Genomic DNA, 25,911 nt, shown 5'->3' on the forward strand with positions numbered 1-25,911 from the left:
CTTACCCCTCTTAGCACAGGTTGCCGTAATCGCGCTCATTCACCGGTGTCGGTGGGGCGATTTGCAGGTTACGCATATGCGGAGGCAGATCCATTTGGGTCAAACCTTTACCATTTTGAACCATTGGGAACACGTTAGCTTGCTGGTCAGTCAGGAAGTCCATGAATACCAAGCGATCTTTCAGCGCCATTGCTTCACGCAAGGCACCTTCTACGTCTGCAGGCTTGTCGATACGCATACCAACATGACCATAGGCTTCTGCTAGTTTCACGAAGTCTGGCAATGCATCCATGTAAGACTCAGAGTAACGGTTGCCATAGAAGAACTCTTGCCACTGACGCACCATACCTAGGTAACGGTTATTCAGGTTAATGACCTTCACCGGTACATGGTACTGTTTGCAAGTAGATAGTTCTTGGATGTTCATCTGAATAGATGCTTCACCCGTAATACAGCAAACATCTGCATCAGGATGCGCTAGTTTCACACCCATGGCGGCTGGCAAACCAAAACCCATCGTTCCCAAACCACCAGAGTTGATCCAGCGTTTTGGCTCTGGGAAGCGGTAGTACTGTGCCGCAAACATTTGGTGTTGACCCACGTCAGACGTCACAAAGGCATTACCACCAGTCACTTCATACAGTTTCTGAACCACAAACTGAGGCATGATGATGTCAGAACCTTGGTCGAAGTGCAGAGAGTTTGGCGCACGCCAAGCTTCGATCTGCTTCCACCAATTAGTGATATCTGCTTGTTTATGGTCGCTTTGCTGAATCGCGCCAATCAAATCTGCCAAGACATCTTTTACATGACCAACAATCGGCACATCTACTTTCACGCGCTTAGCGATAGAAGATGGGTCGATATCGATATGAATGATTTTCTTAGGGCTAGACAAGAAGTGCTGTGGCACTGAAATCACACGGTCATCAAAACGTGCGCCAACCGCTAGCAAGACATCACAGTTTTGCATCGTCATGTTGGCTTCGAATGTGCCATGCATGCCTAGCATACCGATGTTTTGCTGATCATTACCAGGATGTGCGCCAAGGCCCATTAGGGTATTGGTCACAGGCAAACCTAGCATGCGAGAAATTTCGCGCACTTCATCCGCTGCATTACCCAATACCACGCCACCACCGATATATAGTAATGGACGTTTCGCATCTAGTAGAAGTTGAGCCGCTTTTTTGATCTGCCCAGGGTGTCCTTTTTGCGCAGGCGTATAAGCGCGCATTTGGATGCTAGCAGGATAGCTGAACTTCGCTTTTTGCTGAGTAACGTCTTTCGGAATATCCACCACGACAGGGCCTGGACGACCAGATGCCGCAATGTAGAAAGCTTTCTTAATGGTTTCCGCTAATTGGGAAATATCTTTAACCAAGAAGTTATGTTTCACGCATGGACGGGTAATACCGACCATATCGACTTCTTGGAAGGCATCCAGACCAATTGCTGGACGATTCACCTGCCCAGAAATTACCACCATTGGAATGGAGTCCATATAAGCGGTGGCAATACCAGTTACCGCGTTGGTCGCACCTGGACCGCTCGTAACTAGCGCTACACCTACTTTATCAGACGAACGAGAATACGCATCGGCAGCATGTACGGCGGCTTGCTCGTGACGAACCAGTACATGACGGAATTTGTCTTGCCGGAAAATCGCATCGTAGATTTCCAACACCGCACCACCTGGGTAACCGAAAACGTATTCAACGCCTTCTTCCGCCAGACAGCGAGTGAGAATTTCTGCACCTGTCAGTTCCATGATTTTGCACCCGAGAAAAATATAAAATTTCGCTGAAACTTACATACGCAGTGATCTGTCGCCGCCGATCAGGCGGTTCCGGGGTTGCCGAAAAGTTTGTCTGGCGTCGGCTTCGAAGTATTTAATGAGCCTAGGGATGTTAGGCTCTGGTGAATCGCAGGGTGTAGCGGGTAGTACAATACAATTCGAAGCAGCGGTATCGCCAGCTTGCGTCCCTCACCCAAGTGGTGACCCACCGGGGGAACGCGGCTAACTCGCGTTATGTAATGCGAATCGCCAACATACATGATGCAACGCACACTCGTCAAGCCATTTGCACATGCTTGTATTTAAAAAGATTTTTCTTAGACAGTTCGTCTAATTTAACGCGCTAACAATCATCAGAAAACCTGATCTTCACTCACCCCAAAGACGTGTGCTTAGTAGGGTTATCTAGCTATGTTAGAATCTTATTTTTTACCGCTGGCAGCAGAAAACCAACATGAGTAAATCCAATCAAACGGCCGACTTTACCGTCATCGAAACCGTCCCAAGTATTGCCAGAAGACTTATTTCACTCATTTATGAAGCCTTCTTATTAGCAGCGGTTTTATTTCTGGTTGAGTTGGTGTTTTTGCTGGTACTGCATGTTTTAGGCGGCCCTGCGACTTTAGAATCAAAAGAATCTCCAACTTGGTTACGCGCACTTAACTTCATCGTGTTGTGTAGTGTTTTGTGGGGATATTTTGGCTATTGCTGGACAACTGCGGGTCAAACCCTAGCGATGAAGACTTGGAAGATTGAAGTCCTTACTCACAATCAGCAGCGTTTAAACTGGCAACAATCCTCTATTCGCTTTGTGATTGCCTTGGTCGGCACTTTATTTTTTGGCGCTACTTATTGGTGGGCATTATTTGATAGAGAAAGCTTCTTCTTACACGACCGTTTAAGCGGTACACAATTGATCACCATGAAGAAAAAGAAAATTGCGGTAAGTTCATCTAGTTAATGACGAGTTTCGATGTCAACATTGCATAAAAAAATGGCTGATTTACTCAGCCATTTTTTTATGCAAAATTCATCAATTAAACCTTAGCTAGCCAGCCTTACCTTGCCATATTCTTGCCACCACAGCACCAGTACCGCTAAGCCCATTAACACCGCCGTAGGCGCCAAGGCCGTAATAATTGGTGCAAATCCATACAAGATGGCCATATTGCCAATCAGTTTATTGGTTACAAAGAATAATAGCCCAAGCAAAATTCCGGCAATCATCCGGTTGGCCGCGTTACCACTACGCTTTTGGTATTGCGCAAAAGGCAAGCTCAACAAAATAAGTGCCAAACAGGTAAAGGGATAACCCAACTTACTCCACAGTGCAACCTCGTAGCGACGAGAGTCTTGGTGGTTTGCGGTTAGATGCTCGACGAATCGATAAAGCTGCATACTCGACATTTTTTCTGGTGCGGAAATCAACACTTTTAGCAAGTCCGGATCTAACCTACTTTTCCAAACAGCTGAATTCACATGGGTTGTTTCCACATGACCGTTAGTCAACTTAATTTGCCGAATGTTTTTTAGCGTCCAAGAACCATCGCCGTTGTACGCTGCCGTTTCCGCATCATTAATCGCTTTAATTTGTCCTGTTTTAGACAGTTCAATTAGTTTTAATTGATCAACATGTTGATCAACGCCAAAGGAGCCAACACGAATAAACGTATCGTCATCTTTCAACCATAGGTTATTGGCGATCGCAGTGGTCGTCATGTCCGCTGTTTTTTCGATCCGATACTTTTTAGTTAGCTGATCCGAAAATGGAACGGCAAACTCGCCCACCAAGAAGGTAATCACACCAAACAACAAGCCGACCTTCACTAGCATCATCGCTAATTGGCCGAGAGAAACCCCTGCCATACGAATAACCGGGTATTCAGAGTCTCTGACCAAGGCTGAGAGCGCGAACAATGAACCCAGCATCATACTAATTGGTAACAGTTGATAAATCTGCACCGGTAAACGAATCACAATATAACCAAATGCCTGCGCAAGACCACCCAAGGCATTCATTTCGTACATCATATCGATAAAACTAAATAAACCGACTAATGCACCTAACACCAACAACGTTGATCGACCTATACCGCCAATCAGATATTTAATGAGGATCATACTGACTCCTCTTTTTGTGTAAGGTGGCTAATAAAAGCAGGTAACCCCCCATACATTTTGGCCATTAGCCAAATAAGAATCAAAATCGCAACCCCATGAATTGGCCATAATCCGAGCGCGACAGAAAGCTTCCCCTTCACCATCAAGGCTTGACCAATGGTGAGGGAGTTTACGTATACCAGATACACCAACAGCGCGATGACTAAATTCCAGCCACGACCACTACGTGGATTAAAGCTTGCCAGTGGAATCGCTAACAAAGCTAGTACTAGCGCTGAAATCGGGACGCCAATTCGCCAATGTAATTCGGCCTTATCGGATATATTATTGGATTGATATAGTTGTTTAGTCGGGATTGCACGCATCGCGGCAGGGGGATCTAACGCTTCTTTTGCTTTAATTCGCACCGAATAACGATCAAAGGAAATCAAACGATACTCTAGCCCGTTAATTTCTTCGTAGCGCTGGCCTTTATCTAAGCTTAGGAATTTATCGCCATTTTTTTCTGTGGTCTGACTAGCATAAGCCGAAACCATTACCCCGCGAGAACCTTCTTGCTGAGAGTCAACAAAGACGCGAGAGGCTTTATTACCCAAACCCACCAAATTTTCGATGAAGTAAACGACATCGCCACCTCTGGCAACCTTAAACACTCCAGGCGTTGCTAAACCTAAGTCATCACGCAATTGAAGTTGTGCTTCAAATTTCTCTGACAACCTCATCGCCCATGGTGTCATCCAAAAGCTAAGTGCAGTGATCACCACAATCATGGGCACTAGAAACCACAATACAGGACGAAACCAAGAGAGAGGAGAAACGCCGGCAGCAAACCACACATGCATTTCATGATCGCGCCATGCACGCATAAAAGACATCAACACAGAAATAAATAAGGTGATCGACAAGAAGACGGGCAACGCTTGCAGCAATTGAAAAGCAATAGTGGTCAGCACTGCGTCGAGTGCCAACTTCCCTACCGCTGCCTGACCAAATAAGCGAACAAACTGAATCGTCAGTACAATAGACAGCAGCACCAGCAAAACGCCCAAGGCGTTCATGGTTAATTCGCGGAGTAAAATGCGGCGCTGTAGCATGATAAGAGCTTAACCAATAACAATTTGAAATAGTGAATAAATAATTGAGACTACGCGGAAATTTTGGTTTCCGTTAAAATGTCATGCGGATGGACAGAAAACCCATCAAATCGTAGGATAAAGTATTACTCTGTAGACCGAATGACGCTCGGCACAGACGTTCCTGACAATTACTCGGCTGTTTTATCATTGAAAACAGCCTACACAAGGACATTAGGCAATGGAATTTAGCATAAAAACAGGCCCCGCGGATAAACAAAGCTTTGGTACTGCGGTTGTAGGTGTGTTCGAAAACGGGAAATTGTCAGCCGCAGCGAAGGCGCTAGATACGCAAACAAATGGCGCAATTAAGGCTGCGCTTGCTGATGGCGATCTGACAGGAAAAGCAGGTACTACGTTGCTACTACGTAGCCTAGCCAATAGTAGCTACACAAGAATTTTATTGGTTGGCTTGGGCGAGGAGCAAAAACAAGTCGCAGCAAAAGATTGGCTCTCGGCCTCTAATGCAGCGCTAAAAACCCTAAGCGACCTAGGCAGCAAGGACGCCGCCTTTTTCCTTACAGAACAAGTAGAAGATGCAGAATGGGCAGTTAGCCAAGTTGTGATCCAACTAGCTGAACAACGTTACCGCCTAGAAGGCTTTAAAAAGCAGCCAGATCAGAATCTAAATCTATCTGCGCTTCATTTCTTTGTTGGTAAAAAAGCGGTTGATGCGGCAAGTGCTGGTCTAACCTTAGGCCAAGCGTTGGCTTCCGGCATGACGCTGACGAAGAACCTAGGTAATCAGCCATCTAATTTCTGCACACCAACCCATTTAGCCAATACCGCTGCAGAAATCGCAAAAGAATATAAATTAGACATTGAGATTTTAGAACGTGCCGACATGGAAAAGCTGGGCATGGGCTCATTGCTATCGGTCGCTAAAGGCAGTATCGAACCACCAAAATTGGTCAGCATCCATTACCGTGGTGGCAACAAAAAAAACAAGCCAGTGGTATTGGTTGGCAAAGGGATTACCTTTGATACCGGCGGTATTTCATTGAAACCAGGCGAAGGCATGGATGAAATGAAATACGACATGCTAGGTGCGGGCTCTGTACTAGGGGTGATGAAAGCGATTGCGGAGGCAGGCCTTGCAATTAACGTGACCGGCGTGATTGTTACTTGCGAAAACATGCCTGCTGGCAATGCTAGCAAGCCAGGCGACATTGTGACAACGATGTCTGGTCAGACCGTTGAAATTCTGAATACAGATGCGGAAGGTCGTTTGATCTTATGTGATACGCTAACTTACATTGCGAAATTTGAACCAGCAGCGGTTGTTGATATTGCGACCTTAACTGGCGCTTGCATTATTGCGCTTGGTCACGTCAACACAGGGCTTTATGCGAATGATGACACCTTAGCAAATGACCTATTAGCGGCGGCAAATCAATCTCGCGACTGGGCATGGCGCATGCCGCTTAACCCAGAATACGATGAACAATTAAAGAGCAATTTTGCGGATATCGCGAACATTGGCGGCCGCCCAGCAGGTAGCGTGACGGCTGCAATGTTCTTGCAACGCTTTGCTAAAGACTACACTTGGGCGCACTTGGATATCGCAGGAACTGCTTGGAAGAGTGGCGCAGCTAAAGGGGCGACTGGCCGTCCAGTTCCTTTGCTAGTGACCTACTTGAAAAACCGTGCCAACGCACGTAAGAAATAAGCGGATCAATGACGCAAGTAGATTTTTATTCGCCTGTACCTGATAAAATTGCCCTGATTCATACGCTTTGCAAAAAAGCGCAGGGCAAAGGGTGGCGTACCATGCTTTGGTTAAGAGACGAAGCCCATGCGGCCGAAGTCTCTGGCCTGCTTTGGCAGCATCCGCCTACTGGTTTTTTACCACATGTTGCAGTCGCGCATCCGTTAGCGTCTAATACGCCTTTGTTATTAGCCACCAGACAGACGCCGACAGAAGGCAATTTACCGCATCACGATATGCTCATTAATCTGACAGATGCTCCACCATCGATCTTTGCTCGATTTGAACGGGTAGTCGAATTAGTTGGGCCGAATGAGGAAGAAAAATTGCATTATCGGGATCAATATCGCTGGTATAAGCAACATGGCTATCCACTTAACTTTTATCAGCTGGATAAGTAAGCATGAATCAACAAGACAAACCGGACCCGATATTTGATGATTTGGGAGAATCCCCGGTCTTGTCTAAGTTGGATGCGCTAATCCGGAAACATCGCCCAGCAGGTGTAGACGCACCGGTGTTAACAGATAGGGTGAATAAAAACAGTGCTAGATTTAGCGCTGGATTCCCTACACTGATTGACCCCGTAACCACAGAAGCACCACGCCCTGCCATTACACCGGATCCTGTTGTAACATTTGAAGTAGCGGCGCTAGAAGAGCCTCCGCTTTTATTAGAAATTGATGATTCTAATGAAGCCACCAATAGCCCTTCGGTGATTGACGCCAAGCCACTCGCAAGGTCTAATGTCCCATCTTCTGCGGCCGCTTTACAAGCCAACCCATTACTGTCTTCGTCTAGCATTCCAAAGCCGCGTCCGCGCGAACATACGGCACTAGAGACAAATACCCCTGCGGTAGACGCACACAAGACCTCCAGCAAGCAAACCAAAACCTTGTACTGGGAAGAGGAAATGCTGCCTCCTATCCCAGACCACGAGACAGCCGAGGCGCCTACTCTTGAAGTAGCGGAACTAAGCCCTCCCCTGCTTGATGATGAGATCCCTGTATTAGATGAAATAGTGATAGATGATGCAGCGCCAGATGAAATCGTATTAGACGAGGTCATTGAAGAACCTTTGCTAATTCTAGAGGCAGACTCATTACCTGCTCCATTTGAAGAAATCATTCCTGATGTGGACGATGCGGTTGCTCAGGTTGAAACACCCGTTGAGCATATAGAAGCGCTCGCACCAGATGAGCATGTAGAAGATTCCACCACGTTAGCAATAGAGGATTTACCTGCATCAGTGCAGGTCAGCGAAACGATTGAGCCGCTGCAACCGGCATTTGCGCCTAGTGTTGAACCAGAAGCAGTGGAAACACTAGACACGGCGGAAGAACTCTCTGTAGCGCCTATCGAACAAAGCCGCCTAGATGCGCCACCAGAAGAGACTTTCGAGGTGGAAATTGCAGTCACGCAAGAAGTAGCATCGGAAGATGAAACGGAGAATGCATTAGAGCAGCCCATCTTTGATTTGATGGGCGAGATACTAAGCGCACCAACGAATTCGACAGACCCAATTGCAGCGATTTTAGCGACGCCAGTAGAGGAAGGCACTCACGACGAAGTGCCAGTGTTAACCGAATTAGCACTCGAGTACGATGAAGAATTGCTCCCTCTATTAGACCCGCAGAGTCGATCTGACTGGGTTGCCGACATGGTGGAAGAAGTCATTCAAGAAATTACACCCAAGATTAGAGCCCTTGTTCGTGCACAACTTGGCCTTCAAATTGGCGGCTTAATGAAAACCGTCACCGAAGAAGTCAGCAAACAATTACAAGACAGCTGGCGAAATGAACTCAAGCGCAAAATTGAAAAACGTGTAGTAGACGAGGTAGACGCCAACCTCAAGCAACATATTATTGGTCAAGTAATCCAACCGCCTACATCCAACCAATAAAGCATGAAGGCCACTGAATTACTTCGTAACGCCTTAAAACAACCCTCATGGTGGGTGGCATTTTTCTTTGTTGCACTTGCTGCCCTACTTATCCCACTTTCCGAATCTGATATCGACACCCCCTTACAAAGCTTAAATCACTGGGGGAACGACCACCTTGTGCGTTGGGATGCAAAGCTTAGACCAGCACCAGACAATGTCGTCATTATCGCGGTTGATCAAAAAAGTATTGAAGATCCAAATATGATGGAAATGGCCGGCACACGCTGGCCATGGCCACGCGTCATTCACGGCGAATTGCTAGAACAAGTGCTTGCTAAAGAAAAACCTGCAGCCATTGTCTTTGATGTGATGTTTACCGAACCTGAAGCGTCAGATGCGCAATTGGTTGCGGCACTTCGTAAAGTGCCAGCTTATTTACCCATTGCCATCGCACCAGATGGCAATTCGTTTCCGCTTGCCAAACTCCCCTCAGTGATGGGTATTAAACGGTCGGCACACGCAAATCCTAATGCAAGCCTTCCGATTCAAATGCCTATTTCATTTGATTTGGATGTTTTAAAAACGGGGCATATCAACTTTCCAGAAGACAGCGATGGCATCGGTAGGCGATACGAGGTATTTCGCCAACATGAGGGATGGTCGATTCCCTCTATGCCAACCCGAATCGCGGAAGATCAACAATGGAATATCCCAAGAGCAAACGACATCCCTCTACACTGGTATGGCACCCCATTTCAACGATTATCCTACCGGGACGTTTATCTTTCAGGGCAAATGGCTAATGCGCCGAAAATTCCTTCACTAAAAGGAAAAATTGTCATTATTGGTGCGGTAGCGATTGGCCTTGGTGATCTCCGCGCGACACCAATGAGTGGCAAAATGATTGGACCAGAAATTCTTGCCACCGCAATTAGTAATTTAGCGAACCAAGATTGGCTTCACACGCTACCTAGCGGGATCACGCTGACGTTAACCTGCTTAGTCATTTTGCTCATTGCATGGCGATACAGTAATGGCACGCATCCCTCTTTAATTGGTGGCGCACTGTTACTTTTTAGCCTCATTGTGATTGCCTTTGCTTGGCTCGCCATTCATGAAAATTATCTATGGCAACCCTTCGCCGGGTTAGTCCTCATTTGGCTCTACTTCTTCTTTTGCGCCTTGTTTTACTTTTTATATGAGAAGCGCAAAAGGCAACATATACAACAAACGTTTAATCGATTCTTAGATCCTCGTGTCGTGAAAACACTGAGTGACTCCTCTATGTTGGCGTCATCTGAAATTGGACAAAACGTTATGCTCTCGGTATTATTTTCAGATATCCGTGGCTTTACTACGATGTCGGAAAAATCCTCACCGGCTGAAATTGTCTATTTGCTCAACAAGTACTTTGATAACCAAGTGTCTTGTATTTATGAAGAAGGCGGCACGTTAGACAAGTTCATTGGCGATGCGATTATGGCATTTTGGGGGGCACCGGTAGCACATGCGAATCATGCTGAGTTAGCGGTCAATGCGGCGCTTTCCATGGCGGAGAACTTGGAAAAGTTCAAAGCGGACATGGCAGGCAAAGCAGATGGCTTTGAGATTGGTATTGGGATCAACACAGGCCCAGCCATTGTTGGTTTTATTGGGTCGAGCCATCGCCTAGACTACACGGCGATTGGTGACACCGTTAACCTAGCTAGTCGGATTGAAGGGCAAACCAAGGGAATTGCTCGAGTATTAGTCTCTGAATATACACGTGAAGCATGTGGTAACACCTTTGATTTTATCGAACACGGTGAATTCACTGTGAAAGGGAGAGAACAGCCGGTACGGTTGTTTGAACCAAGGAGAAAACAACAATGAAAAAGTACTTGGCAACTGGCGTAGCCGCCGGATTGTTTATGCTGATGTCTGCCGCCCACGCCGACCCAGCAACCATCGTGAATAAGAGCGATTTAAAAGCCACTCCAAAATTGGATGCTGCCGCTATCACGACATTATCAGAGAAGACAGAAGTAACCATCCTAACGATTGATGGCGGATGGGCCCAAATCAAAACAACAGATGGCAAACAAGGCTGGATTCGATCGAACAACGTGCGCAGCAAAACAGCTGCAGCCAACCCTGCAAATGTATTGGGCGCCTTAGCCAAAACAGGCAGTTCTTCTAGCGCACCTACTACCGGTGTAAAAGGACTTAATAAAGACGATCTAGAAAATGCGAGCCCTAACTTCAAAGAAGTAGCGCAACTAGAAAAATATGATGTATCTGGTGCAGAAGCGAAGCGATTTGCGCAATCTAGCAAATTAAAAGCGCAAAAAGTAGATTACCTAGATGGGGGCAAGTAATTCATGAAAACGTATTTTCCTCGTCTATCGTTAGTTGCCGCGCTTTTACTAGGTGCATCCATCCTATCCGCTTGTGGCCCTAACTCGAAAGGCATGCAGCAATTTGCCCAGTTAATACCAGATAAAAACACCAGAGATGCAGTGACGGGTGTCGCTCAAATGACGTCTGATGTAAGCCCAGAAGAAGAGTTGGCAATGGGCAAGGAGATGTCTGCCTATTTGCTAGGAGCAAAGCCACTCCTAAAAAATGCGGCAGTTGAAAACTACGTGAATAAAGTAGGCCGCTGGATTGCCCTTCAATCTGACCGCCCAGATCTTAATTGGCATTTTGGTGTAATTGACACGCCATCAGTCAACGCGTTTGCGGCACCAAGCGGCTACGTGTTTGTCACTAAAGGCTTACTCAAAAATGTTAAAAACGAATCTGAGCTTGCAGGTGTCTTGGGGCATGAAATTGCCCATGTGATTAAAAGACACCATGTGAATGCAATCAAAAAACAAGGTGGTGTCAAACTTTTTGGTGCCGTGCTGAATAAGCAAGCGCAAAAAGAGGGTTCAGCAGAGTCCCAACTATTTGCGAATGCGATGAAGAACATGTTTACCAGCGGTCTTAGCCATTCAGATGAGTTTGAAGCAGATAAAATGGGCGTTGTCTTAGCAACCCGTGCGGGCTATAACCCATATGGCTTACCTAGCGTTCTACAAATGTATGCATCAGACCAAAAAGACCCGGGATTTGAACTACTCACGTCCACTCACCCGTTACCAAATGATCGCATTGATCGCTTGGATAAACTAATGGGTACAAAGCTAGACGGCTTTGAGCAAACAGGTAGCAACGATAGCTCACGCTTAAAAGCGATTCAGCGCTTACTGCGTTAAAACACACATTGCTTCCCAACAAAAAACCGCCCGTTAATCTGGCGGTTTTTTGTTTAAACAGCCTCGCTCGGGTATAATTTACCGATTATCTATTCACACATCTGACCAGACCCCATATGGAACTCGCGAAAAGCTTTGAACCCGGTGATATCGAACGTCGTTGGTACGAATTTTGGAACCAAAAAGACTACTTCCGCCCATCCATGGATGCGAATGCACCGTCATTTGCCATCCAACTACCACCGCCAAACGTCACTGGCGTGTTGCACATGGGCCACGCGTTCAACCAAACCATTATGGATGGTCTAACCCGCTACCATCGCATGAAGGGTTATAACACCGTTTGGGTGCCTGGTACGGATCACGCGGGTATCGCGACTCAGATCGTAGTAGAGCGCCAACTGGCAGAACAAGGCAAAAACCGCCACGAACTTGGCCGTGATGCGTTCATCAATAAAGTATGGGACTGGAAAGCACACTCTGGCTCTACCATTACCAGCCAAATGCGCCGTGTGGGCGCGTCAGTAGACTGGAGCCGCGAATACTTCACAATGGACGACAAGATGTCGACTGCTGTCGTAGAAGTGTTTGTTCGCCTGTTTGAGCAAGGCCTGATTTACCGTGGCAAACGTCTGGTGAACTGGGACCCGAAACTGGGTACTGCCGTTTCTGATCTGGAAGTAGTGAGTGAAGAAGAAGATGGCTTTATGTGGCACATCCGCTACCCGGTTGTGGGTAGTGATGAGAGCGTAGTGGTCGCCACCACTCGCCCGGAAACCCTATTGGGCGACGTGGCAGTAGCGATTAACCCGACTGATGAGCGTTACCAGCACCTGCTAGGTAAACAACTGGAATTGCCACTGACTGGCCGTACCATTCCGGTGATTGCCGATGATTACGTCGACGCCGCCTTTGGTACCGGTTTTGTAAAAATCACCCCTGCACATGACTTTAACGATTACCAAGTCGGTAAGCGCCACAACACGCCACTGATTAACGTGATGGATCTGGAAGCGCGCATTTTGGCGAAAGCCGATGTGTTTGCCTTTGATGGCAGCAGCACAAGCCAGATCGATCTGCCTGCCGCATACGCAGGGCTTGACCGCGTTGATGCCCGTAAACAGATCGTTGCGGACCTGCAAACTGCAGGTTTATTGGTTGAAGTAAAACCACACAAACTAATGGTGCCACGTGGCGACCGTACCGGCTCGATCATCGAACCATTGTTGACCGATCAATGGTTTGTGGCCATGCAAAAAGTGGGCGAAGGGGATGCTACCGGCAAATCCATCACCCAAAAAGCGATTGATGCAGTAGAAAGCGGTGAAGTGCGCTTTATCCCGGAAAACTGGGTAAACACCTACAACCAGTGGATGAACAACATTCAAGACTGGTGTATTTCTCGTCAGTTATGGTGGGGCCACCAAATCCCGGCTTGGTACGATGAAGAAGGCAATGTGTACGTTGCCCGTACCGAAGCGGAAGCGCAAGCCAAAGCGGGCGGCAAAACCCTTCGCCGTGACGATGACGTACTGGATACCTGGTTCAGTTCCGCCTTAGTGCCATTCTCATCACTGGGCTGGCCGGCGCAAACACCAGAACTAGACGCTTTTGTCCCGTCAGGCGTATTGGTGACGGGCTATGAAATTATCTTCTTCTGGGTTGCCCGGATGATCATGATGACCACTCACTTTACTGGCAAAGTGCCGTTCCGTGATGTGTACATCCATGGCATCGTGCGCGACCACGAAGGCAAGAAGATGTCGAAGTCCGAAGGCAACGTGATTGATCCGGTTGACCTGATCGACGGCGTGGCATTAGACAAGCTACTAGAAAAACGCACAACCGGCTTACGTCGCCCTGAAAAAGCGCCGCAGATCGCCAAAGAAACCGAAAAGCTGTTCCCGGAAGGCATCCCTGCCTATGGTGCAGATGCGCTACGCTTTAGTATGGCCAGCTACGCCACCCTAGGCCGTAACGTCAACTTCGACTTCAAGCGCTGCGAAGGCTACCGCAACTTCTGCAACAAGATGTGGAACGCCACCCGCTTTGTGATGATGAACGTGGAAGGCAAAGACTGCGGCCAAGACGAGAGCTTGCCGCTAGAATACAGCTTTGTTGACCAATGGATTATTGGCCTGCTACAGCAAGCAGAAGCGGAAATGACGACAGCGCTAGATACCTACCGCTTCGACATGGCAGCGCAGATCATGTACGAATTCATCTGGAACGAATACTGTGACTGGTACGTTGAGCTAGCCAAAGTACAAATCCAGAAAGGTAACGAAGCGCAACAACGTGCGACTCGCCGTACCTTGGTGCGAGTATTGGAAGTTGCCTTGCGCCTAACCCACCCACTCATGCCATTCATCACTGAAGAGCTATGGCAAACCGTGGCACCACTAGCCAACGCGAAGAAAACCGATTCAATTATGGTATCGAGCTGGCCAGTCGCTGCGCCAGAAAAAATCAGTGCAGAAGCCAATGCACGTATGGCGAGCTTTAAAGAAATGGTGAATGCTGTGCGTAACTTGCGTGCAGAAATGAACCTAACCAGCAAAGCACCGCTGTTTATCGAAACAAACGATGCTTCACAAGCAGACTTCATCCCTTACTTGATGCTGGTTGCCAAAGTATCAGAAGGTGAGATTGTCGCCGCACTGCCAGAAGGCGATGCGCCGGTGGCAATCAGCGGCAATAGCCGTTTGATGCTGAAAGTGGAAATCGACAAGGCCGCAGAAACCGCTCGCCTAACCAAGGAAATCACCAAGGTAGAAACCGAGCTTGGCAAGCTGACTGCCAAACTGGAAAAACCGGGTTATACCGACAAAGCGCCAGCGCATCTGGTTGAACGTGATAAAGCACAGTTAGCTGACTTCACCGAGAAACTAGAGAAGCTGAAAACCCAATTAGCTAAGTTGGGCTAAGACAAATAACCCGGGCACTCCCCGGGTTTTTTGTTGTCTGAATGCAATCATCTCCCTACAATAAAGCATTGTCATTTGCATATTTCATCAAAAATGAAGCCTAGCAACTCTCTTATTGCCCGATTAAAACTTTTGCTGGTTTTCTTCACTATCATCATTGGCTTCGCTTTTTCAACACAAACTCACGCCGCACCAACGGATGCCCCGCTGGCGATTGGTAATCGTACAATTATCGTATTTAGAGGCAACTACGGCTTATTTAGCCCCATCGAACGGGCGAACAATGCGAAACAGCGTATCGCAACGATTTTTCCATTAAGCAAAGAAGGTTGGACATCTATTCAACCAACATCAAATGGGATTGCGGTCTCAATTGATGGAAAACCAATTTTTTATGTACTAAAAAGCGATTTACCACCAAACACAAACCAGACAGTCGAAACATTGGCTAATGAGGCATCGCGAAACCTTCAAAGTGCATGGGAAGAATCAAAAGAAACAAAAGACCCGAGTGCTCTAGCCAATGCATGGATCAACACGATTGGTGCAACGGTAGGTTTAATTGTCAGCATTATCGTATTAAACAAGCTCTTAATGCGTTTTAGAACCTTCGCTGTCCTTACCCTTACGCATAAATTACGCGAGGTTCACCGGTTTCAATTTGGCCGAAAACTCACAAGTACAATTGCCATTATTTTAGCTAGGCTCATCGTATTAATGGCTTGGCTCATAAGCCTTGGGATTGTCGCCCTCTACCTAACCTTTGTACTCAACCAATTTGTCCTCACCCGCCCTGCCGCAGAAACACTAATTGCATCCATTACTGGCTTAGTTGTGGATGGTGCAACAGGATTTGTCAGTGCTTTACCTGGGCTATTTTTAGCTGCGCTTATCTTTTTAGCAGCATGGATGGCGACCAGACTCTCTACCGAACTATTTAATAATGTAGAAAAAAATGAAGCCGATCATGGCCCTCTTAATGCGCATACCGCCCCAACAACAAGACGGATTGTGAATGCCAGCCTTTGGCTATTTGCCGCAGCCATGGCTTATCCTTACCTACCAGGCGCCCATACCCAAGCGTTTCAAGGTTTATCTGTGCTACTTGGTTTAATGGTATCGATTGGGGCATCTGGTGTAGTTGGGCAGATCGCCAGCGGGGTAATGATTGTTTACACCTATGCACTCAAAAAAGGGGAATATGTCAAAATTGCAGAACATGAAGGAACCGTCACTGAACTTGGCCTTTTTGTCACGCGGCTTCGGACCGGGATGGGTGAAGAAGTAGCGCTTCCGAATACCTTTGTGCTTGCCAATGTAACCCGTAACTTCTCTCGAATTCACTCTGGGACTGGCTTTGTATTAGACGTGGCAATTTCTATTGGTTATGACACTTCATGGCGATTAGTACATGAAATGTTGCTAACAGCAGCGAAAAGTGTACCTGATATATTAAATGAACCGCCCGCTTATGTCGTTCAGACGGCGCTATCTGATTTTTATGTAGAGTACAAATTGGTAACACACGTTGGTACTGAAGAACCGTCGATGCGGGCAAGAGTAGCTAGCGCCTTACGAGCAGCTATTCAGGATGAATTTAACCGTAATCAAGTACAAATTATGTCTCCGCATTATTTTGCAGACCCGGCGACACCGAAAATTGTAACGGAAATAAAATAGACGGATTGCGGTGACAGTATTGCATCCTCAAGTGACAAGAAAGCCCAAGCACTTCTGCTTGGGCTTTTTAATCTGCTTAGTTACCACTAAAGTGTTTACACCCCATGCGCCTGCTGATCTGCATGGTAGCTAGAGCGAACTAGAGCGCCAACCGCTGCATGCTTAAAGCCCATTTCGTAAGCAGCTGCTTCGAACACTTTAAACTGATCAGGTGTGACATAACGCAAAACTGGCAAGTGGTGGTTCGATGGCTGTAGATATTGACCGATAGTGATCATGTCGATGTTGTGCGCACGCATGTCACGCATCACTTCAAACACCTCTTCGTCGGTCTCGCCCAAGCCCACCATGATGCCAGATTTGGTTGGCAGATCAGGGAAACGGTCTTTGAACTCTTTCAGCAAAGTAAGAGAATGCTGGTAATCCGAACCTGGGCGCGCTTGTTTGTATAGACGCGGGGCGGTTTCCAGGTTGTGGTTCATCACGTCTGGCGTACCGCGAGACAATACATCTAGCGCAATATCCATCCGGCCACGGAAGTCTGGCACTAGCACTTCGATGCGGGTTTCTGGTGACTGCTTACGGATTTCGGTAATACAGTCGACAAAGTGCTGGGCACCGCCGTCACGAAGATCATCACGGTCTACACTCGTGATCACCACGTATTTTAGCTTTAGCTTGGCAATGGTTTCTGCCAAGTGGATTGGCTCGTTCGGGTCCAACGGATTCGGGCGGCCGTGGCCCACATCACAGAATGGGCAACGACGTGTACAGATATCGCCCATGATCATGAAGGTTGCCGTACCGCCACCGAAACATTCGCCGATGTTAGGACAGCTAGCTTCTTCACAGACGGTGTGCAGTTTTTGCTCGCGCAGGATTTGCTTGATTTCGTGGAAGCGCGCGCTATTATGCGAGCGAACACGGATCCAATCAGGCTTTTTCAGAGGTGTATCTAGCGGCACAATTTTGATAGGGATACGTGCCGTTTTGTCTTCCCCTTTTAACTTTACGCCAACTTCTTTTTTAGCTGGCTTGTCCTGATTGACATCGCTTGTCATGATGCATTTCCTTGTGCGATTACTGGCCATTCGGCCGGTGCATCTGCCCATTGGGTAGCGGGCAAAATTTCTTGGTGAATGGCTTCGAGCAATTCCGCTGCAATGTTGTCTAGCGGGGCAAGAATGCCTTCCTGTTTGGTTTGAGTGACTTGCAGCCCTTGGTAACCACATGGGTTAATCCAACTAAACGGCGCTAAATCCATATCCACATTTAACGATAAACCATGGTACGTACAGCCACGGCGAACACGTAAACCAAGCGCCGCAATTTTGGCGCCTGATTCGACATAAACCCCGGGGGCTGCTTCGTCCCCTTTGGCAACAACTTGATGCTTCGCTAGGACAGAGATAATGCTATTTTCCATTTTCCGCACTAACTCTCTGACCCCTAAACCATGTCGTTTTAGGTCTAGCATCAGGTAAACCACAATTTGGCCAGGTCCGTGATAGGTAATTTGCCCACCTCGGTCAATTTTGACCAAAGGGATGTCTGTGGCTTGCAGGAGATGCTCTGGCTTACCCGCTAATCCAAGGGTATAGACGGGTGGATGTTGTAACAACCAGATTTCATCTGGCGTGTCTTCCGTTCTGGCGTTATTGAAAGCTTGCATCGCTTCAAAGGCAGATTGGTAATCTACCACGCCAAACTGACGGACTTGAACAGTCATCATTACAACACCACTTTTACCAGCGGATGCCCGCTAAGTGCGCGATAGAGATTATCTAACTGATCTTTTGAGTTCGCCATCACCGTACATGTCAGCGACAGGTACTTACCCGTACCTGAGGCGCGCATTTCTACTGTGGTTGCATCAAAATCTGGTGCGTGAATTCTTACCACGTCCACAATTACTTGAGCAAAATCATCCGTTCTTTCCCCCATAATTTTCAGAGGAAAAGCACATGGAAACTCGATTAACGTTTCCTGATTGCCTGTTTGCGTCATTCCATTACTACCTTATTCAAACCACAACTTAACTGAGTCCTTCATTCTACCCCATACACCCGCTTGGCTCACTTGCTTAAGTGCTACTACGGGGTAGGTTCCTAGTGCCTTGCCATCTAGTGAGAAGGTAATTTGACCCACTTTTTGACCGCCCACTACCGGCGCAATCAACGGCTGTTGCGTGACTAGCTTCACTTTCACGCGACTTGCCGCCCCTTTCGGAAGGGTCATATAGAAGTCTTGTAAAAATCCAACACCTAGTGATTCTTCACTACCTTTCCAGACTTTTACCTGCTGGATGGCCTGTCCTTTTGCATACAACTTAGGTGTATCGAAGAATTGAATGCCATAGTTAAGTAGTTTTAAGCTTTCTGTCGCACGTGCTTCTTCATTTGCTGTGCCTAACACAACAGAAACCACACGACGACCATCGCGCTTCATCGTACCTACCAAGCAGAAACCTGCACTATTGGTATGGCCTGTTTTCATACCATCTACGTTTGGATCACGCCATAGCAGCAAATTACGGTTTGGTTGTTTAACCCCATTGTAGGTAAAGTCTTTCATCGAGTAGATCGGGAAAAACTCTGGGAAATCACGAATAATCCGTGCAGCCAAAATAGAAAGATCACGTGCGGTGGTGTAATGATCGGCGTTTGGTAAACCGGTTGCGTTCATGAAGTGAGTGTTTTTCATGCCCAGTTTCTTCGCCATGTCATTCATCATGTGGGCGAAGGTTTCTTCTGATCCGGCAATCGCTTCTGCTAGGGTGATACACGCATCATTACCACTTTGGACAATCATCCCTTTAATCAGGTCATCTACTCGTACTGGTTTGTTAGGTTCAACAAACATCCGAGAGCCTTCGATTTTCCAGGCTTTTACAGAGGGCACTAATGCCTGATCTAGTTTGATTTTTCCCTCTTTCACCGCTTTGAAAGTGAGATAGGCAGTCATTAGCTTCGTTAGCGAAGCTGGTTCTACACGTTTATCCGCATCCACACTTGCTAGCGTTGTATTGCTGTAAAAATCATTCACAATATAAGCACGCCCAGCAATAGCAGGAGCAGGCGGCACAAAATCAGGGGCTGCAATAGCGGTTAATGAACTAAGACCAGCAAAGGCCAAAACCGATAATTTGAACAGTTGTCTACGGGAAAAAGAAAACACAGAATTCGCAACAGAGTTATTCATAAGATGGTTGATTCCAGATTGCAGAGGACAAAAGACGCCGCCTTTTCAAGATAAGGGCGGTTTTGTTTTTTTCGAGTCTTACACTGCAGAAAAATTCCCTAGGTCAGTTGAATTGGCAGGTAAGTACGCATAATTGCATCTCTACCTGCCCTTCACCACTCATTAGTTGGTTTGCTTAACGCAAGAATAGTTGGTAAGCCGGATTATCGGTTTCATCTACATAATCGTAGCCCAAACGCTCTAGGAACGATTCGAACTCGACATGATCAGCAGACGGCACCTGAAGGCCGATCAATACACGCCCATAATCTGCACCATGATTACGGTAATGGAACAAGGTAATATTCCAGCCTTGGCTCATGTTAGTTAGGAAGCCCATCAACGCACCCGGGCGCTCTGGGAATTCGAAACGGAATAGACGCTCGTCCGTTGCATTCGCATGGCCACCCACCAAATGGCGAACATGCAGCTTGGCTAATTCGTTATCGGTCAGATCAATCGTGGCATGGCCTTGGTCAGAAAGTTGCTGAACAATATCCGCTGCTTCACGACGGTTTTGCACTTGCACGCCCACAAAAATATGCGCTTGCTTGTTATCTGAGTAACGGTAGTTGAATTCTGTAATCGAACGGTTGCCGATTTGCGTTAAGAAGGTCTTAAACGCGCCCGGTTGCTCAGGAATCGTCACCGCAAATACCGCCTCGCGCTGCTCACCAATCTCTGAGCGTTCAGCCACATGGCGCAGACGGTCAAAGTTCATATTGGCGCCAGAGGCAATTGCAACCAGTGTTTGGCCAGTAACACCATTATCTTGCACAAAGCGTTTCGCACCGGCGATGGCCAATGCACCCGCTGGCTCTAAGATAGAACGCGTATCTTCGAAGACATCTTTGATTGCCGCACACATCTCATCATTCGTCACCCGGATGATGCCATCTAAGTGTTCGCGACAAAGGTTAAAGGTATGCTCACCAACAAACTTCACCGCAACGCCATCAGCAAACAAACCAACATGTGGAAGTTTGACACGTTCACCAGCCAAGATAGACTGGTACATAGAATCTGCTTCGTATGGCTCTACGCCATACACTTTAATACCTGGCTTTAGACGCTTCACATAAACGGCGATACCCGCGGCTAGTCCACCACCACCAATGGGTACAAAAATCGCGTCGATGTTTTTACGTTGGCGAAGAATCTCCATACCAACCGTACCCTGCCCGGCAATCACATACGGATCATCATACGGAGGGACAAAGGTTGCACCACGTTCTTTGGCTAGTTCTTGCGCGTAAATATTGGTCGCATCGAAATTCTCGCCCTGCAAAATCACATCGGCGCCGCGCGCCTTTACCGAATTCACTTTAATCTGTGGGGCAATCGCAGGCATACAGATAGTTGCCTTGCAACCTAGCGCTTTGGCTGCTAGTGCGACACCTTGAGCGTGGTTGCCAGCAGAAGCGGTAATCACACCACGTGCGCGCTCTTCATCGGTAAGCGCAGCCATACGAGCGTACGCGCCACGAATCTTAAAAGAGAATACTGGCTGAATATCTTCCCGCTTGAGTAGCAAGGTATTTTGAATTCGTCCGGACAATGCTTTTGCTTCTTCAAGAGGAGACTCTACAGCAACATCGTAGACCGGGGCGGTAAGGATATTTTCCAGGTAATCGAACTTCATCGGGTAATTGTGCCAGGCTAAAAATTAGTGAATGAGATCAAACCGTTAGAATAACAGCCCATTGCGCTTGGCGAAACCGGCAAAGGGAAATAAATTGCATTCTTTTGGAAACATTATTACATGTTATTAGCTGGCGAAGTATTGTTTGTTGTCTTCTCTCCACAGTGCGGGTAACAAACATGGGGAGAACGAGGAGTTTAGGGTAAAATGCAGGGTATGTGATGAGTGGGTTTTGCCACCTAACTCGCCCCCCTTCTAATTTGTTTATCAGGAAGCCAAACATGTCTTTGACTGTCGACCAACAAAAACAAGCTGCTGCCCGTGCTGCGATTGATTACATTGAAAATGACTGGGTGGTAGGTGTTGGCACCGGTTCTACGGCCAATCATTTTATTGATGCATTAGCGACAATTAAAGACCGCATTGATGGCGCGGTAGCGAGTTCTGAAGCGTCTGCTCAGCGTTTGAAAGCGCACGGTATCCGCGTGTTCGAACTCACTGCGGTTGGCGAACTACCGATTTATGTAGACGGTGCAGACGAAATCAATGCGAATTTGCAAATGATTAAAGGGGGCGGCGCCGCACTAACGCGTGAAAAAATTGTGGCGCAGTGTGCTGACAAATTCATTTGTATCGCTGATGAAAGTAAGTTGGTTCGCGTGTTGGGTCAGTTTCCACTCCCCGTTGAAGTGATTCCGATGGCGCGCAGTTTGGTTGGACGTGCTATGGTTAAGCTAGGTGGACATCCTGCATGGCGTGAAGACTGCGTGACCGACAATGGTAATTGGATTATTGATGTGCACGGCTTGACGATTGACGAACCAATCAAGCTAGAAACAGCAATTAATCAAATTCCTGGCGTGGTAACGAATGGTATTTTTGCTTTACGTCCTGCAGACGTATTGCTACTAGGCAAGACTAGCGGCGTTGAGGTGTTTAAAAACCCTGCTTCGGCTCGCTAATCTGCCCTATGCAAGACAAAAACGGTCGACTAGTTCGGCCGTTTTTTATTTCTGCCATTAAAATGGTAACCATCAAAACATTTATGACAAATGAGTTGTCACACTTTTGTCACATTCCATCTATAACATAAGCAGGTTATTTGTATAAATTGAAGGAGAGCGTGATGTCAGACCATACATCTCGCCAATTTGATCAAGAATTGGAAAGTGTGCGTGCCCGTGTATTAGAAATGGGTGGCATGGTTGAACAACAGATTCGCAATGCGATTGATGGCTTGGCTCGCGCTGATCGTGAAATCTTGCTTAACGTAATGAATACCGATCACCGTGTAAATACTCTTGAAGTGCAAGTAGACGAAGAGTGCCAGCATATTATTGCTCGCCGCCAACCGGCTGCTGTTGATATGCGCATGGTGTTTACCGTGATTAAAACCATCACAGACTTAGAGCGTATTGGTGATGAAGCGGTAAAAATTGCACGTATGGCGAACAATCTACTAGATGCAAACCGCATTCAAGTTCCACGTTTTAACGAAATTAAGCATGCAGCAGAAGTCGCCATTGATATGCTGACCAAAGCATTGGACTCATTTGCTCGTCTAGATGCCGTATTGGCTGCTAGCGTTGTGAAAGAAGACATCCAGCTAGATGCAGAATACCAAAGCGTTGTTCGCCAGCTGATCACTTACATGATGGAAGATCCACGTACGATTTCTAGCTCACTAGAAACCATCACCATCATCAAATCGATCGAGCGTATTGGTGACCACGCGAAGAACATGTCTGAATATGTTGTCTTCATGGTAAAAGGTAAAGATATCCGCCACCTATCTATTGCTGACGTTGAGCGTGCAGCACTAGGTGAAGATAGCTAAAAATACCTGCCATCTTGCTTAGTTTTCACGCTAAGCATGACAAAAGTACTTGTGTACCCCTTTATTTTGCGTCTAAATAAAGGGGTATATTCTTTTTCGTCTCGGAGTTTGTGTGAGTTTCGATACCATTGCCGCCGTTGATTTAGGTTCTAATAGTTTCCGTCTACAAGTTGCTCGTGTAGTGGATGATCAGATTTATCCGCTAGATAGCTTGAAAGAGACGGTTCGATTGGGCGCAGGGTTGCGCGCTGATGGACTTTTAGACGAAGACACCACCGAAAGAGCCATTAGTTGCTTAAAGCGTTTTGGTGAAAGACTAAGAGACCTGCCACCTGAAGCGATCCGCGCGGTGGGTACGAACACCTTGCGTGTGGCAAAAAACGCGGCAGACATTATTCCCAGGGCCGAAGCAGCACTAGGTGTACCGATTGAAATTATTGCCGGACGTGAAGAAGCACGCCTGATTTATTTAGGCGCATCGCACTCCCTTCCTGCGAGCAAAGAACGCCGCTTGGTTGTTGATATTGGCGGCGGCTCTACCGAATTTATTATTGGATCGCAATACAAAGCCTTAAAGCTAGAAAGCTTGTTTATGGGCTGTGTTAGCTGGACGATGAAGTATTTCCCAGAAGGCCGGATCACCAAAAACAACTTACAACTAGCGATTTTGGCAGCACGAACTGAGCTACAAAGCATAGTCACCGAATTTAGCCCAGACGAATGGCAAATTGCGATTGGTACATCCGGCACGGCTCGCTCTTTATCTGACATTATGGAACTGAATGATCTCTCCCCATCTGGCATTACCGCAGAAGGCATGGAGAAATTAAAAACCATTTTATTAAAAGCGGGCAGCATCGATGCCCTGCAGTTAAATGGTTTGAGACCTGACCGCGCACCAGTATTACCAGGTGGCTTTGCGATTATGTCAGCCATTTTTGCAGAACTTGGCATTCGCCAAATGCAAATTACCTTAGGCGCATTACGCGATGGCGTGATGTATGACCTGATTGGGCGTCATCTACATAAAGATATGCGCGACAGCACCGTGACGCAATTTAAACGTCGCTACCATGTAGATGCGAAGCAAGTAGAACGCGTTAGTCATTTGGCAACGCATTTCTTCAAGCAGCTAAAAACTAGTATGTCTTTGACCGATGAACAAGCGGAACAAACGTTAAATTGGGCCGCAAAACTGCACGAAATTGGTTTGTCGGTGTCACATACTGGTTACCACAAGCACAGCGCGTATATTCTGGAACATGCAGACATGCCTGGCTTTTCAAAACCTGAGCAATTGGTATTGTCGCAATTAGCCCTTGCGCACCGTGGCAAACTCGGTAAATTAGCACCGATTTTGACCCTGCCAGCAAGACGCGCGCAGATTTTGGCCTTGCGTTTAGGCGCGCTATTTAATCGTAGCCGTCGCGAAATGGATTTGCCTGAAACCAACATTGAAGCCACCAAAACCGGCTTTAAATTGGCAATCAATGCAAATTGGTTAGAAGAACACCCGCTAACCGAAACCGCTTTACAGCAAGAAAGTGCAATGTGGTCAGATACAGGTTTTAAACTGGATATTCTGCGAACATAGGTTAATGACAAAAAGACACCGCACCAGCCGTCAGAAAAAACAAGGTCTTCCACCAGGCACTCTGGTGCATATTGGAAAAGTACACACCCAAACACCGGAATTGGATTGGGTGTGTTACTCGGCCGATACGGTCGCGCGGCAATCTCCTACCCCCAAGAGTCTCCCACCGAAAACTGTCCCATCGCAAACCACTTGGTTAAATGTATACGGACTGCAAGATAGCGATTTACTTCGCAAAATTGGTGAAACATATGGCTTGCACCCTCTCGTGCAAGAAGACATTCTCAATACCGAGCAACGCCCCAAGGTCGAAATTTACGATCAATATTTGTATGTCGTTGCGCACCTGTTTCACCCAGATGAAGAAGGCCAACTGCAAGCAGAACAAATTAGCTTTGTCTTAGGTGACCATTGGTTACTGACGGTCCAAGAACGCAGTACGGGGTTATTTGCCCAAGTACGCAACCGCCTACTGGCAAACCATAGTCAACAACGAAAAGGCGGAGCAGACTATTTGCTATATGCCTTGCTAGACGCGTTGGTCGACCATCATTTCGCCCTTATCGAAAAACTATCTGAACGCATTGAAGATTTAGAAGATCGGCTAATGGAAGAGCGCCCTTCGACTGAACAACTCGCGGCGATTTACCGCGAAAAACGCCAATTAGCCGCTTTGCGCAAAGTGCTTTGGCCACTGCGGGAATGCCTTAATAGCCTAACGCGGGATGATGCAGATTTTTTCACGGCGGAAACACAATTGTATCTGCGAGATGTGTATGACCATGCGGTGCATGCGTTAGAGTCGCTAGAAGCATTGCGCGATCAAATCGCGGGGATGTTAGATATCTTTGTCTCCACAACGAGTAATTTGTTAAATAAAGACATGCGGGTGTTAACCGTGATTGCGACCATCTTTATGCCGCTAACACTGATTACATCGCTTTATGGCATGAACTTCAAATACATGCCTGAACTAGACTGGCACTGGGGATACTTTGCCGTGCTGGGGGTAATGGCTGCGATGGCCATTGGAATGGGCGTATTTTTCTGGAAACGCCGCTGGATTTAACGTTGCAAACTAGCCAACTAAAGACTTCCCGTTTCTTT

Annotated in this window: 22 protein-coding genes; 14 read left to right on the forward strand and 8 right to left on the reverse strand. The window is 47.1% G+C overall.

Features of this window, described 5'->3' with window-relative positions; genetic code table 11:
* Window positions 1-10: 10 nt before the first annotated feature.
* Window positions 11-1,771: a biosynthetic-type acetolactate synthase large subunit gene (gene ilvB / locus LIN78_RS10715; protein ID WP_227180794.1), complete on the reverse strand. Its 1,761-nt coding sequence runs from the start codon at window positions 1,769-1,771 to the stop codon at window positions 11-13.
* Window positions 1,772-1,895: 124 nt separating this feature from the next.
* Between ilvB and LIN78_RS18220 the strand changes: the two genes are divergently transcribed.
* Both LIN78_RS18220 and LIN78_RS10720 read left to right on the forward strand, forming a co-directional pair.
* Complete coding sequence (locus tag LIN78_RS18220) at window positions 1,896-2,024, forward strand: hypothetical protein (protein WP_264474588.1); 129 nt, start codon at window positions 1,896-1,898, stop codon at window positions 2,022-2,024.
* A gap of 228 nt (window positions 2,025-2,252) precedes the next feature.
* Window positions 2,253-2,759, forward strand: coding sequence for an RDD family protein (locus tag LIN78_RS10720; protein WP_227180795.1), 507 nt, complete (start codon window positions 2,253-2,255; stop codon window positions 2,757-2,759).
* Window positions 2,760-2,842: 83 nt separating this feature from the next.
* Here the strand turns inward: LIN78_RS10720 and lptG are convergent, their stop codons facing one another.
* Both lptG and lptF read right to left on the reverse strand, forming a co-directional pair.
* The gene (gene lptG, locus LIN78_RS10725) at window positions 2,843-3,919 is read right to left on the reverse strand and encodes an LPS export ABC transporter permease LptG (protein ID WP_227180796.1); all 1,077 of its coding nucleotides are present in this window, start codon (window positions 3,917-3,919) and stop codon (window positions 2,843-2,845) included.
* Window positions 3,916-5,013, reverse strand: coding sequence for an LPS export ABC transporter permease LptF (gene lptF / locus LIN78_RS10730; protein WP_227180797.1), 1,098 nt, complete (start codon window positions 5,011-5,013; stop codon window positions 3,916-3,918). The genes lptG and lptF overlap by 4 nt, the downstream gene beginning before the upstream one ends.
* Window positions 5,014-5,233: 220 nt before the next feature.
* Between lptF and LIN78_RS10735 the strand changes: the two genes are divergently transcribed.
* The 8 genes from LIN78_RS10735 to LIN78_RS10770 all read left to right on the forward strand — a co-directional run bounded on the left by LIN78_RS10735 (window position 5,234) and on the right by LIN78_RS10770 (window position 16,491).
* Window positions 5,234-6,721, forward strand: a complete 1,488-nt coding sequence (locus LIN78_RS10735) for a leucyl aminopeptidase (RefSeq protein WP_227180798.1) — start codon at window positions 5,234-5,236, stop codon at window positions 6,719-6,721.
* Window positions 6,722-6,729: 8 nt separating this feature from the next.
* Window positions 6,730-7,161 carry a DNA polymerase III subunit chi gene (locus LIN78_RS10740; protein WP_227180799.1) on the forward strand — a complete coding sequence of 144 codons (432 nt, stop codon included), beginning with the start codon at window positions 6,730-6,732 and terminating at the stop codon, window positions 7,159-7,161.
* A gap of 2 nt (window positions 7,162-7,163) precedes the next feature.
* Window positions 7,164-8,663, forward strand: a complete 1,500-nt coding sequence (locus LIN78_RS10745) for a hypothetical protein (RefSeq protein ID WP_227180800.1) — start codon at window positions 7,164-7,166, stop codon at window positions 8,661-8,663.
* A gap of 3 nt (window positions 8,664-8,666) precedes the next feature.
* Window positions 8,667-10,517: a CHASE2 domain-containing protein gene (locus tag LIN78_RS10750; protein WP_227180801.1), complete on the forward strand. Its 1,851-nt coding sequence runs from the start codon at window positions 8,667-8,669 to the stop codon at window positions 10,515-10,517.
* Entirely contained in the window at window positions 10,514-11,002 is a 489-nt protein-coding gene (locus tag LIN78_RS10755) for an SH3 domain-containing protein (protein ID WP_227180802.1), read from the forward strand. Before LIN78_RS10750 ends, LIN78_RS10755 begins: the two co-directional genes overlap by 4 nt.
* Before the next feature lie 3 nt (window positions 11,003-11,005).
* The gene (locus tag LIN78_RS10760) at window positions 11,006-11,884 is read left to right on the forward strand and encodes a M48 family metallopeptidase (RefSeq protein WP_227180803.1); all 879 of its coding nucleotides are present in this window, start codon (window positions 11,006-11,008) and stop codon (window positions 11,882-11,884) included.
* A gap of 116 nt (window positions 11,885-12,000) precedes the next feature.
* Window positions 12,001-14,811 (forward strand): valine--tRNA ligase, encoded by a 2,811-nt coding sequence (locus tag LIN78_RS10765; protein ID WP_227180804.1) that lies wholly within the window; start codon window positions 12,001-12,003, stop codon window positions 14,809-14,811.
* 93 nt (window positions 14,812-14,904) lie between these two features.
* Complete coding sequence (locus LIN78_RS10770) at window positions 14,905-16,491, forward strand: mechanosensitive ion channel family protein (RefSeq protein ID WP_227180805.1); 1,587 nt, start codon at window positions 14,905-14,907, stop codon at window positions 16,489-16,491.
* 95 nt (window positions 16,492-16,586) lie between these two features.
* Here LIN78_RS10770 and lipA read toward each other — a convergent pair whose 3' ends face one another.
* The 5 genes from lipA to ilvA form a co-directional block, all read right to left on the reverse strand.
* Window positions 16,587-17,552 carry a lipoyl synthase gene (gene lipA / locus LIN78_RS10775; protein WP_373307751.1) on the reverse strand — a complete coding sequence of 322 codons (966 nt, stop codon included), beginning with the start codon at window positions 17,550-17,552 and terminating at the stop codon, window positions 16,587-16,589.
* Window positions 17,549-18,220: a lipoyl(octanoyl) transferase LipB gene (gene lipB / locus LIN78_RS10780; RefSeq protein ID WP_227180968.1), complete on the reverse strand. Its 672-nt coding sequence runs from the start codon at window positions 18,218-18,220 to the stop codon at window positions 17,549-17,551. Before lipB ends, lipA begins: the two co-directional genes overlap by 4 nt.
* A gap of 2 nt (window positions 18,221-18,222) precedes the next feature.
* Window positions 18,223-18,498: an HP0495 family protein gene (locus tag LIN78_RS10785; protein ID WP_227180807.1), complete on the reverse strand. Its 276-nt coding sequence runs from the start codon at window positions 18,496-18,498 to the stop codon at window positions 18,223-18,225.
* A 12-nt stretch (window positions 18,499-18,510) separates the two neighbouring features.
* Entirely contained in the window at window positions 18,511-19,692 is a 1,182-nt protein-coding gene (locus LIN78_RS10790; RefSeq protein ID WP_227180808.1) for a D-alanyl-D-alanine carboxypeptidase family protein, read from the reverse strand.
* 175 nt (window positions 19,693-19,867) lie between these two features.
* On the reverse strand, window positions 19,868-21,373 hold the full coding sequence (gene ilvA / locus LIN78_RS10795) for a threonine ammonia-lyase, biosynthetic (protein WP_227180809.1): 1,506 nt from the start codon (window positions 21,371-21,373) through the stop codon (window positions 19,868-19,870).
* 281 nt (window positions 21,374-21,654) lie between these two features.
* On the opposite strand from ilvA, the gene rpiA reads away from it, so the two are divergent.
* The 4 genes from rpiA to corA all read left to right on the forward strand — a co-directional run bounded on the left by rpiA (window position 21,655) and on the right by corA (window position 25,873).
* Window positions 21,655-22,335: a ribose-5-phosphate isomerase RpiA gene (rpiA, locus tag LIN78_RS10800; protein WP_227180810.1), complete on the forward strand. Its 681-nt coding sequence runs from the start codon at window positions 21,655-21,657 to the stop codon at window positions 22,333-22,335.
* A 164-nt stretch (window positions 22,336-22,499) separates the two neighbouring features.
* On the forward strand, window positions 22,500-23,210 hold the full coding sequence (gene phoU, locus LIN78_RS10805) for a phosphate signaling complex protein PhoU (RefSeq protein ID WP_227180811.1): 711 nt from the start codon (window positions 22,500-22,502) through the stop codon (window positions 23,208-23,210).
* Window positions 23,211-23,322: 112 nt separating this feature from the next.
* Complete coding sequence (ppx, locus tag LIN78_RS10810; protein ID WP_227180812.1) at window positions 23,323-24,804, forward strand: exopolyphosphatase; 1,482 nt, start codon at window positions 23,323-23,325, stop codon at window positions 24,802-24,804.
* 4 nt (window positions 24,805-24,808) lie between these two features.
* Entirely contained in the window at window positions 24,809-25,873 is a 1,065-nt protein-coding gene (gene corA, locus LIN78_RS10815; RefSeq protein ID WP_227180813.1) for a magnesium/cobalt transporter CorA, read from the forward strand.
* Window positions 25,874-25,911: the final 38 nt, after the last annotated feature.

This window comes from Leeia speluncae (genome assembly GCF_020564625.1).
GTDB classification, from domain to species: Bacteria; Pseudomonadota; Gammaproteobacteria; order Burkholderiales; family Leeiaceae; genus Leeia; species Leeia speluncae.

Excerpts from the sequence above, each read along its gene's own strand:
- LIN78_RS10750 (WP_227180801.1), top strand. The coding sequence starts at position 8,667 with ATGAAGGCCACTGAATTACTTCGTAACGCCTTAAAACAACCCTCATGG.
- LIN78_RS10760 (WP_227180803.1), top strand. The coding sequence starts at position 11,006 with ATGAAAACGTATTTTCCTCGTCTATCGTTAGTTGCCGCGCTTTTACTA.
- rpiA (WP_227180810.1), top strand. The coding sequence starts at position 21,655 with ATGTCTTTGACTGTCGACCAACAAAAACAAGCTGCTGCCCGTGCTGCG.
- LIN78_RS10770 (WP_227180805.1), top strand. The coding sequence starts at position 14,905 with ATGAAGCCTAGCAACTCTCTTATTGCCCGATTAAAACTTTTGCTGGTT.
- lptF (WP_227180797.1), bottom strand. The coding sequence starts at position 5,013 with ATGCTACAGCGCCGCATTTTACTCCGCGAATTAACCATGAACGCCTTG.
- LIN78_RS18220 (WP_264474588.1), top strand. The coding sequence starts at position 1,896 with ATGAGCCTAGGGATGTTAGGCTCTGGTGAATCGCAGGGTGTAGCGGGT.
- LIN78_RS10740 (WP_227180799.1), top strand. The coding sequence starts at position 6,730 with ATGACGCAAGTAGATTTTTATTCGCCTGTACCTGATAAAATTGCCCTG.
- corA (WP_227180813.1), top strand. The coding sequence starts at position 24,809 with ATGACAAAAAGACACCGCACCAGCCGTCAGAAAAAACAAGGTCTTCCA.
- ilvA (WP_227180809.1), bottom strand. The coding sequence starts at position 21,373 with ATGAAGTTCGATTACCTGGAAAATATCCTTACCGCCCCGGTCTACGAT.
- LIN78_RS10735 (WP_227180798.1), top strand. The coding sequence starts at position 5,234 with ATGGAATTTAGCATAAAAACAGGCCCCGCGGATAAACAAAGCTTTGGT.
- LIN78_RS10765 (WP_227180804.1), top strand. The coding sequence starts at position 12,001 with ATGGAACTCGCGAAAAGCTTTGAACCCGGTGATATCGAACGTCGTTGG.
- LIN78_RS10745 (WP_227180800.1), top strand. The coding sequence starts at position 7,164 with ATGAATCAACAAGACAAACCGGACCCGATATTTGATGATTTGGGAGAA.
- LIN78_RS10790 (WP_227180808.1), bottom strand. The coding sequence starts at position 19,692 with ATGAATAACTCTGTTGCGAATTCTGTGTTTTCTTTTTCCCGTAGACAA.
- LIN78_RS10720 (WP_227180795.1), top strand. The coding sequence starts at position 2,253 with ATGAGTAAATCCAATCAAACGGCCGACTTTACCGTCATCGAAACCGTC.
- ilvB (WP_227180794.1), bottom strand. The coding sequence starts at position 1,771 with ATGGAACTGACAGGTGCAGAAATTCTCACTCGCTGTCTGGCGGAAGAA.
- lipB (WP_227180968.1), bottom strand. The coding sequence starts at position 18,220 with ATGACTGTTCAAGTCCGTCAGTTTGGCGTGGTAGATTACCAATCTGCC.
- lipA (WP_373307751.1), bottom strand. The coding sequence starts at position 17,552 with ATGACAAGCGATGTCAATCAGGACAAGCCAGCTAAAAAAGAAGTTGGC.
- LIN78_RS10785 (WP_227180807.1), bottom strand. The coding sequence starts at position 18,498 with ATGACGCAAACAGGCAATCAGGAAACGTTAATCGAGTTTCCATGTGCT.
- lptG (WP_227180796.1), bottom strand. The coding sequence starts at position 3,919 with ATGATCCTCATTAAATATCTGATTGGCGGTATAGGTCGATCAACGTTG.
- LIN78_RS10755 (WP_227180802.1), top strand. The coding sequence starts at position 10,514 with ATGAAAAAGTACTTGGCAACTGGCGTAGCCGCCGGATTGTTTATGCTG.
- phoU (WP_227180811.1), top strand. The coding sequence starts at position 22,500 with ATGTCAGACCATACATCTCGCCAATTTGATCAAGAATTGGAAAGTGTG.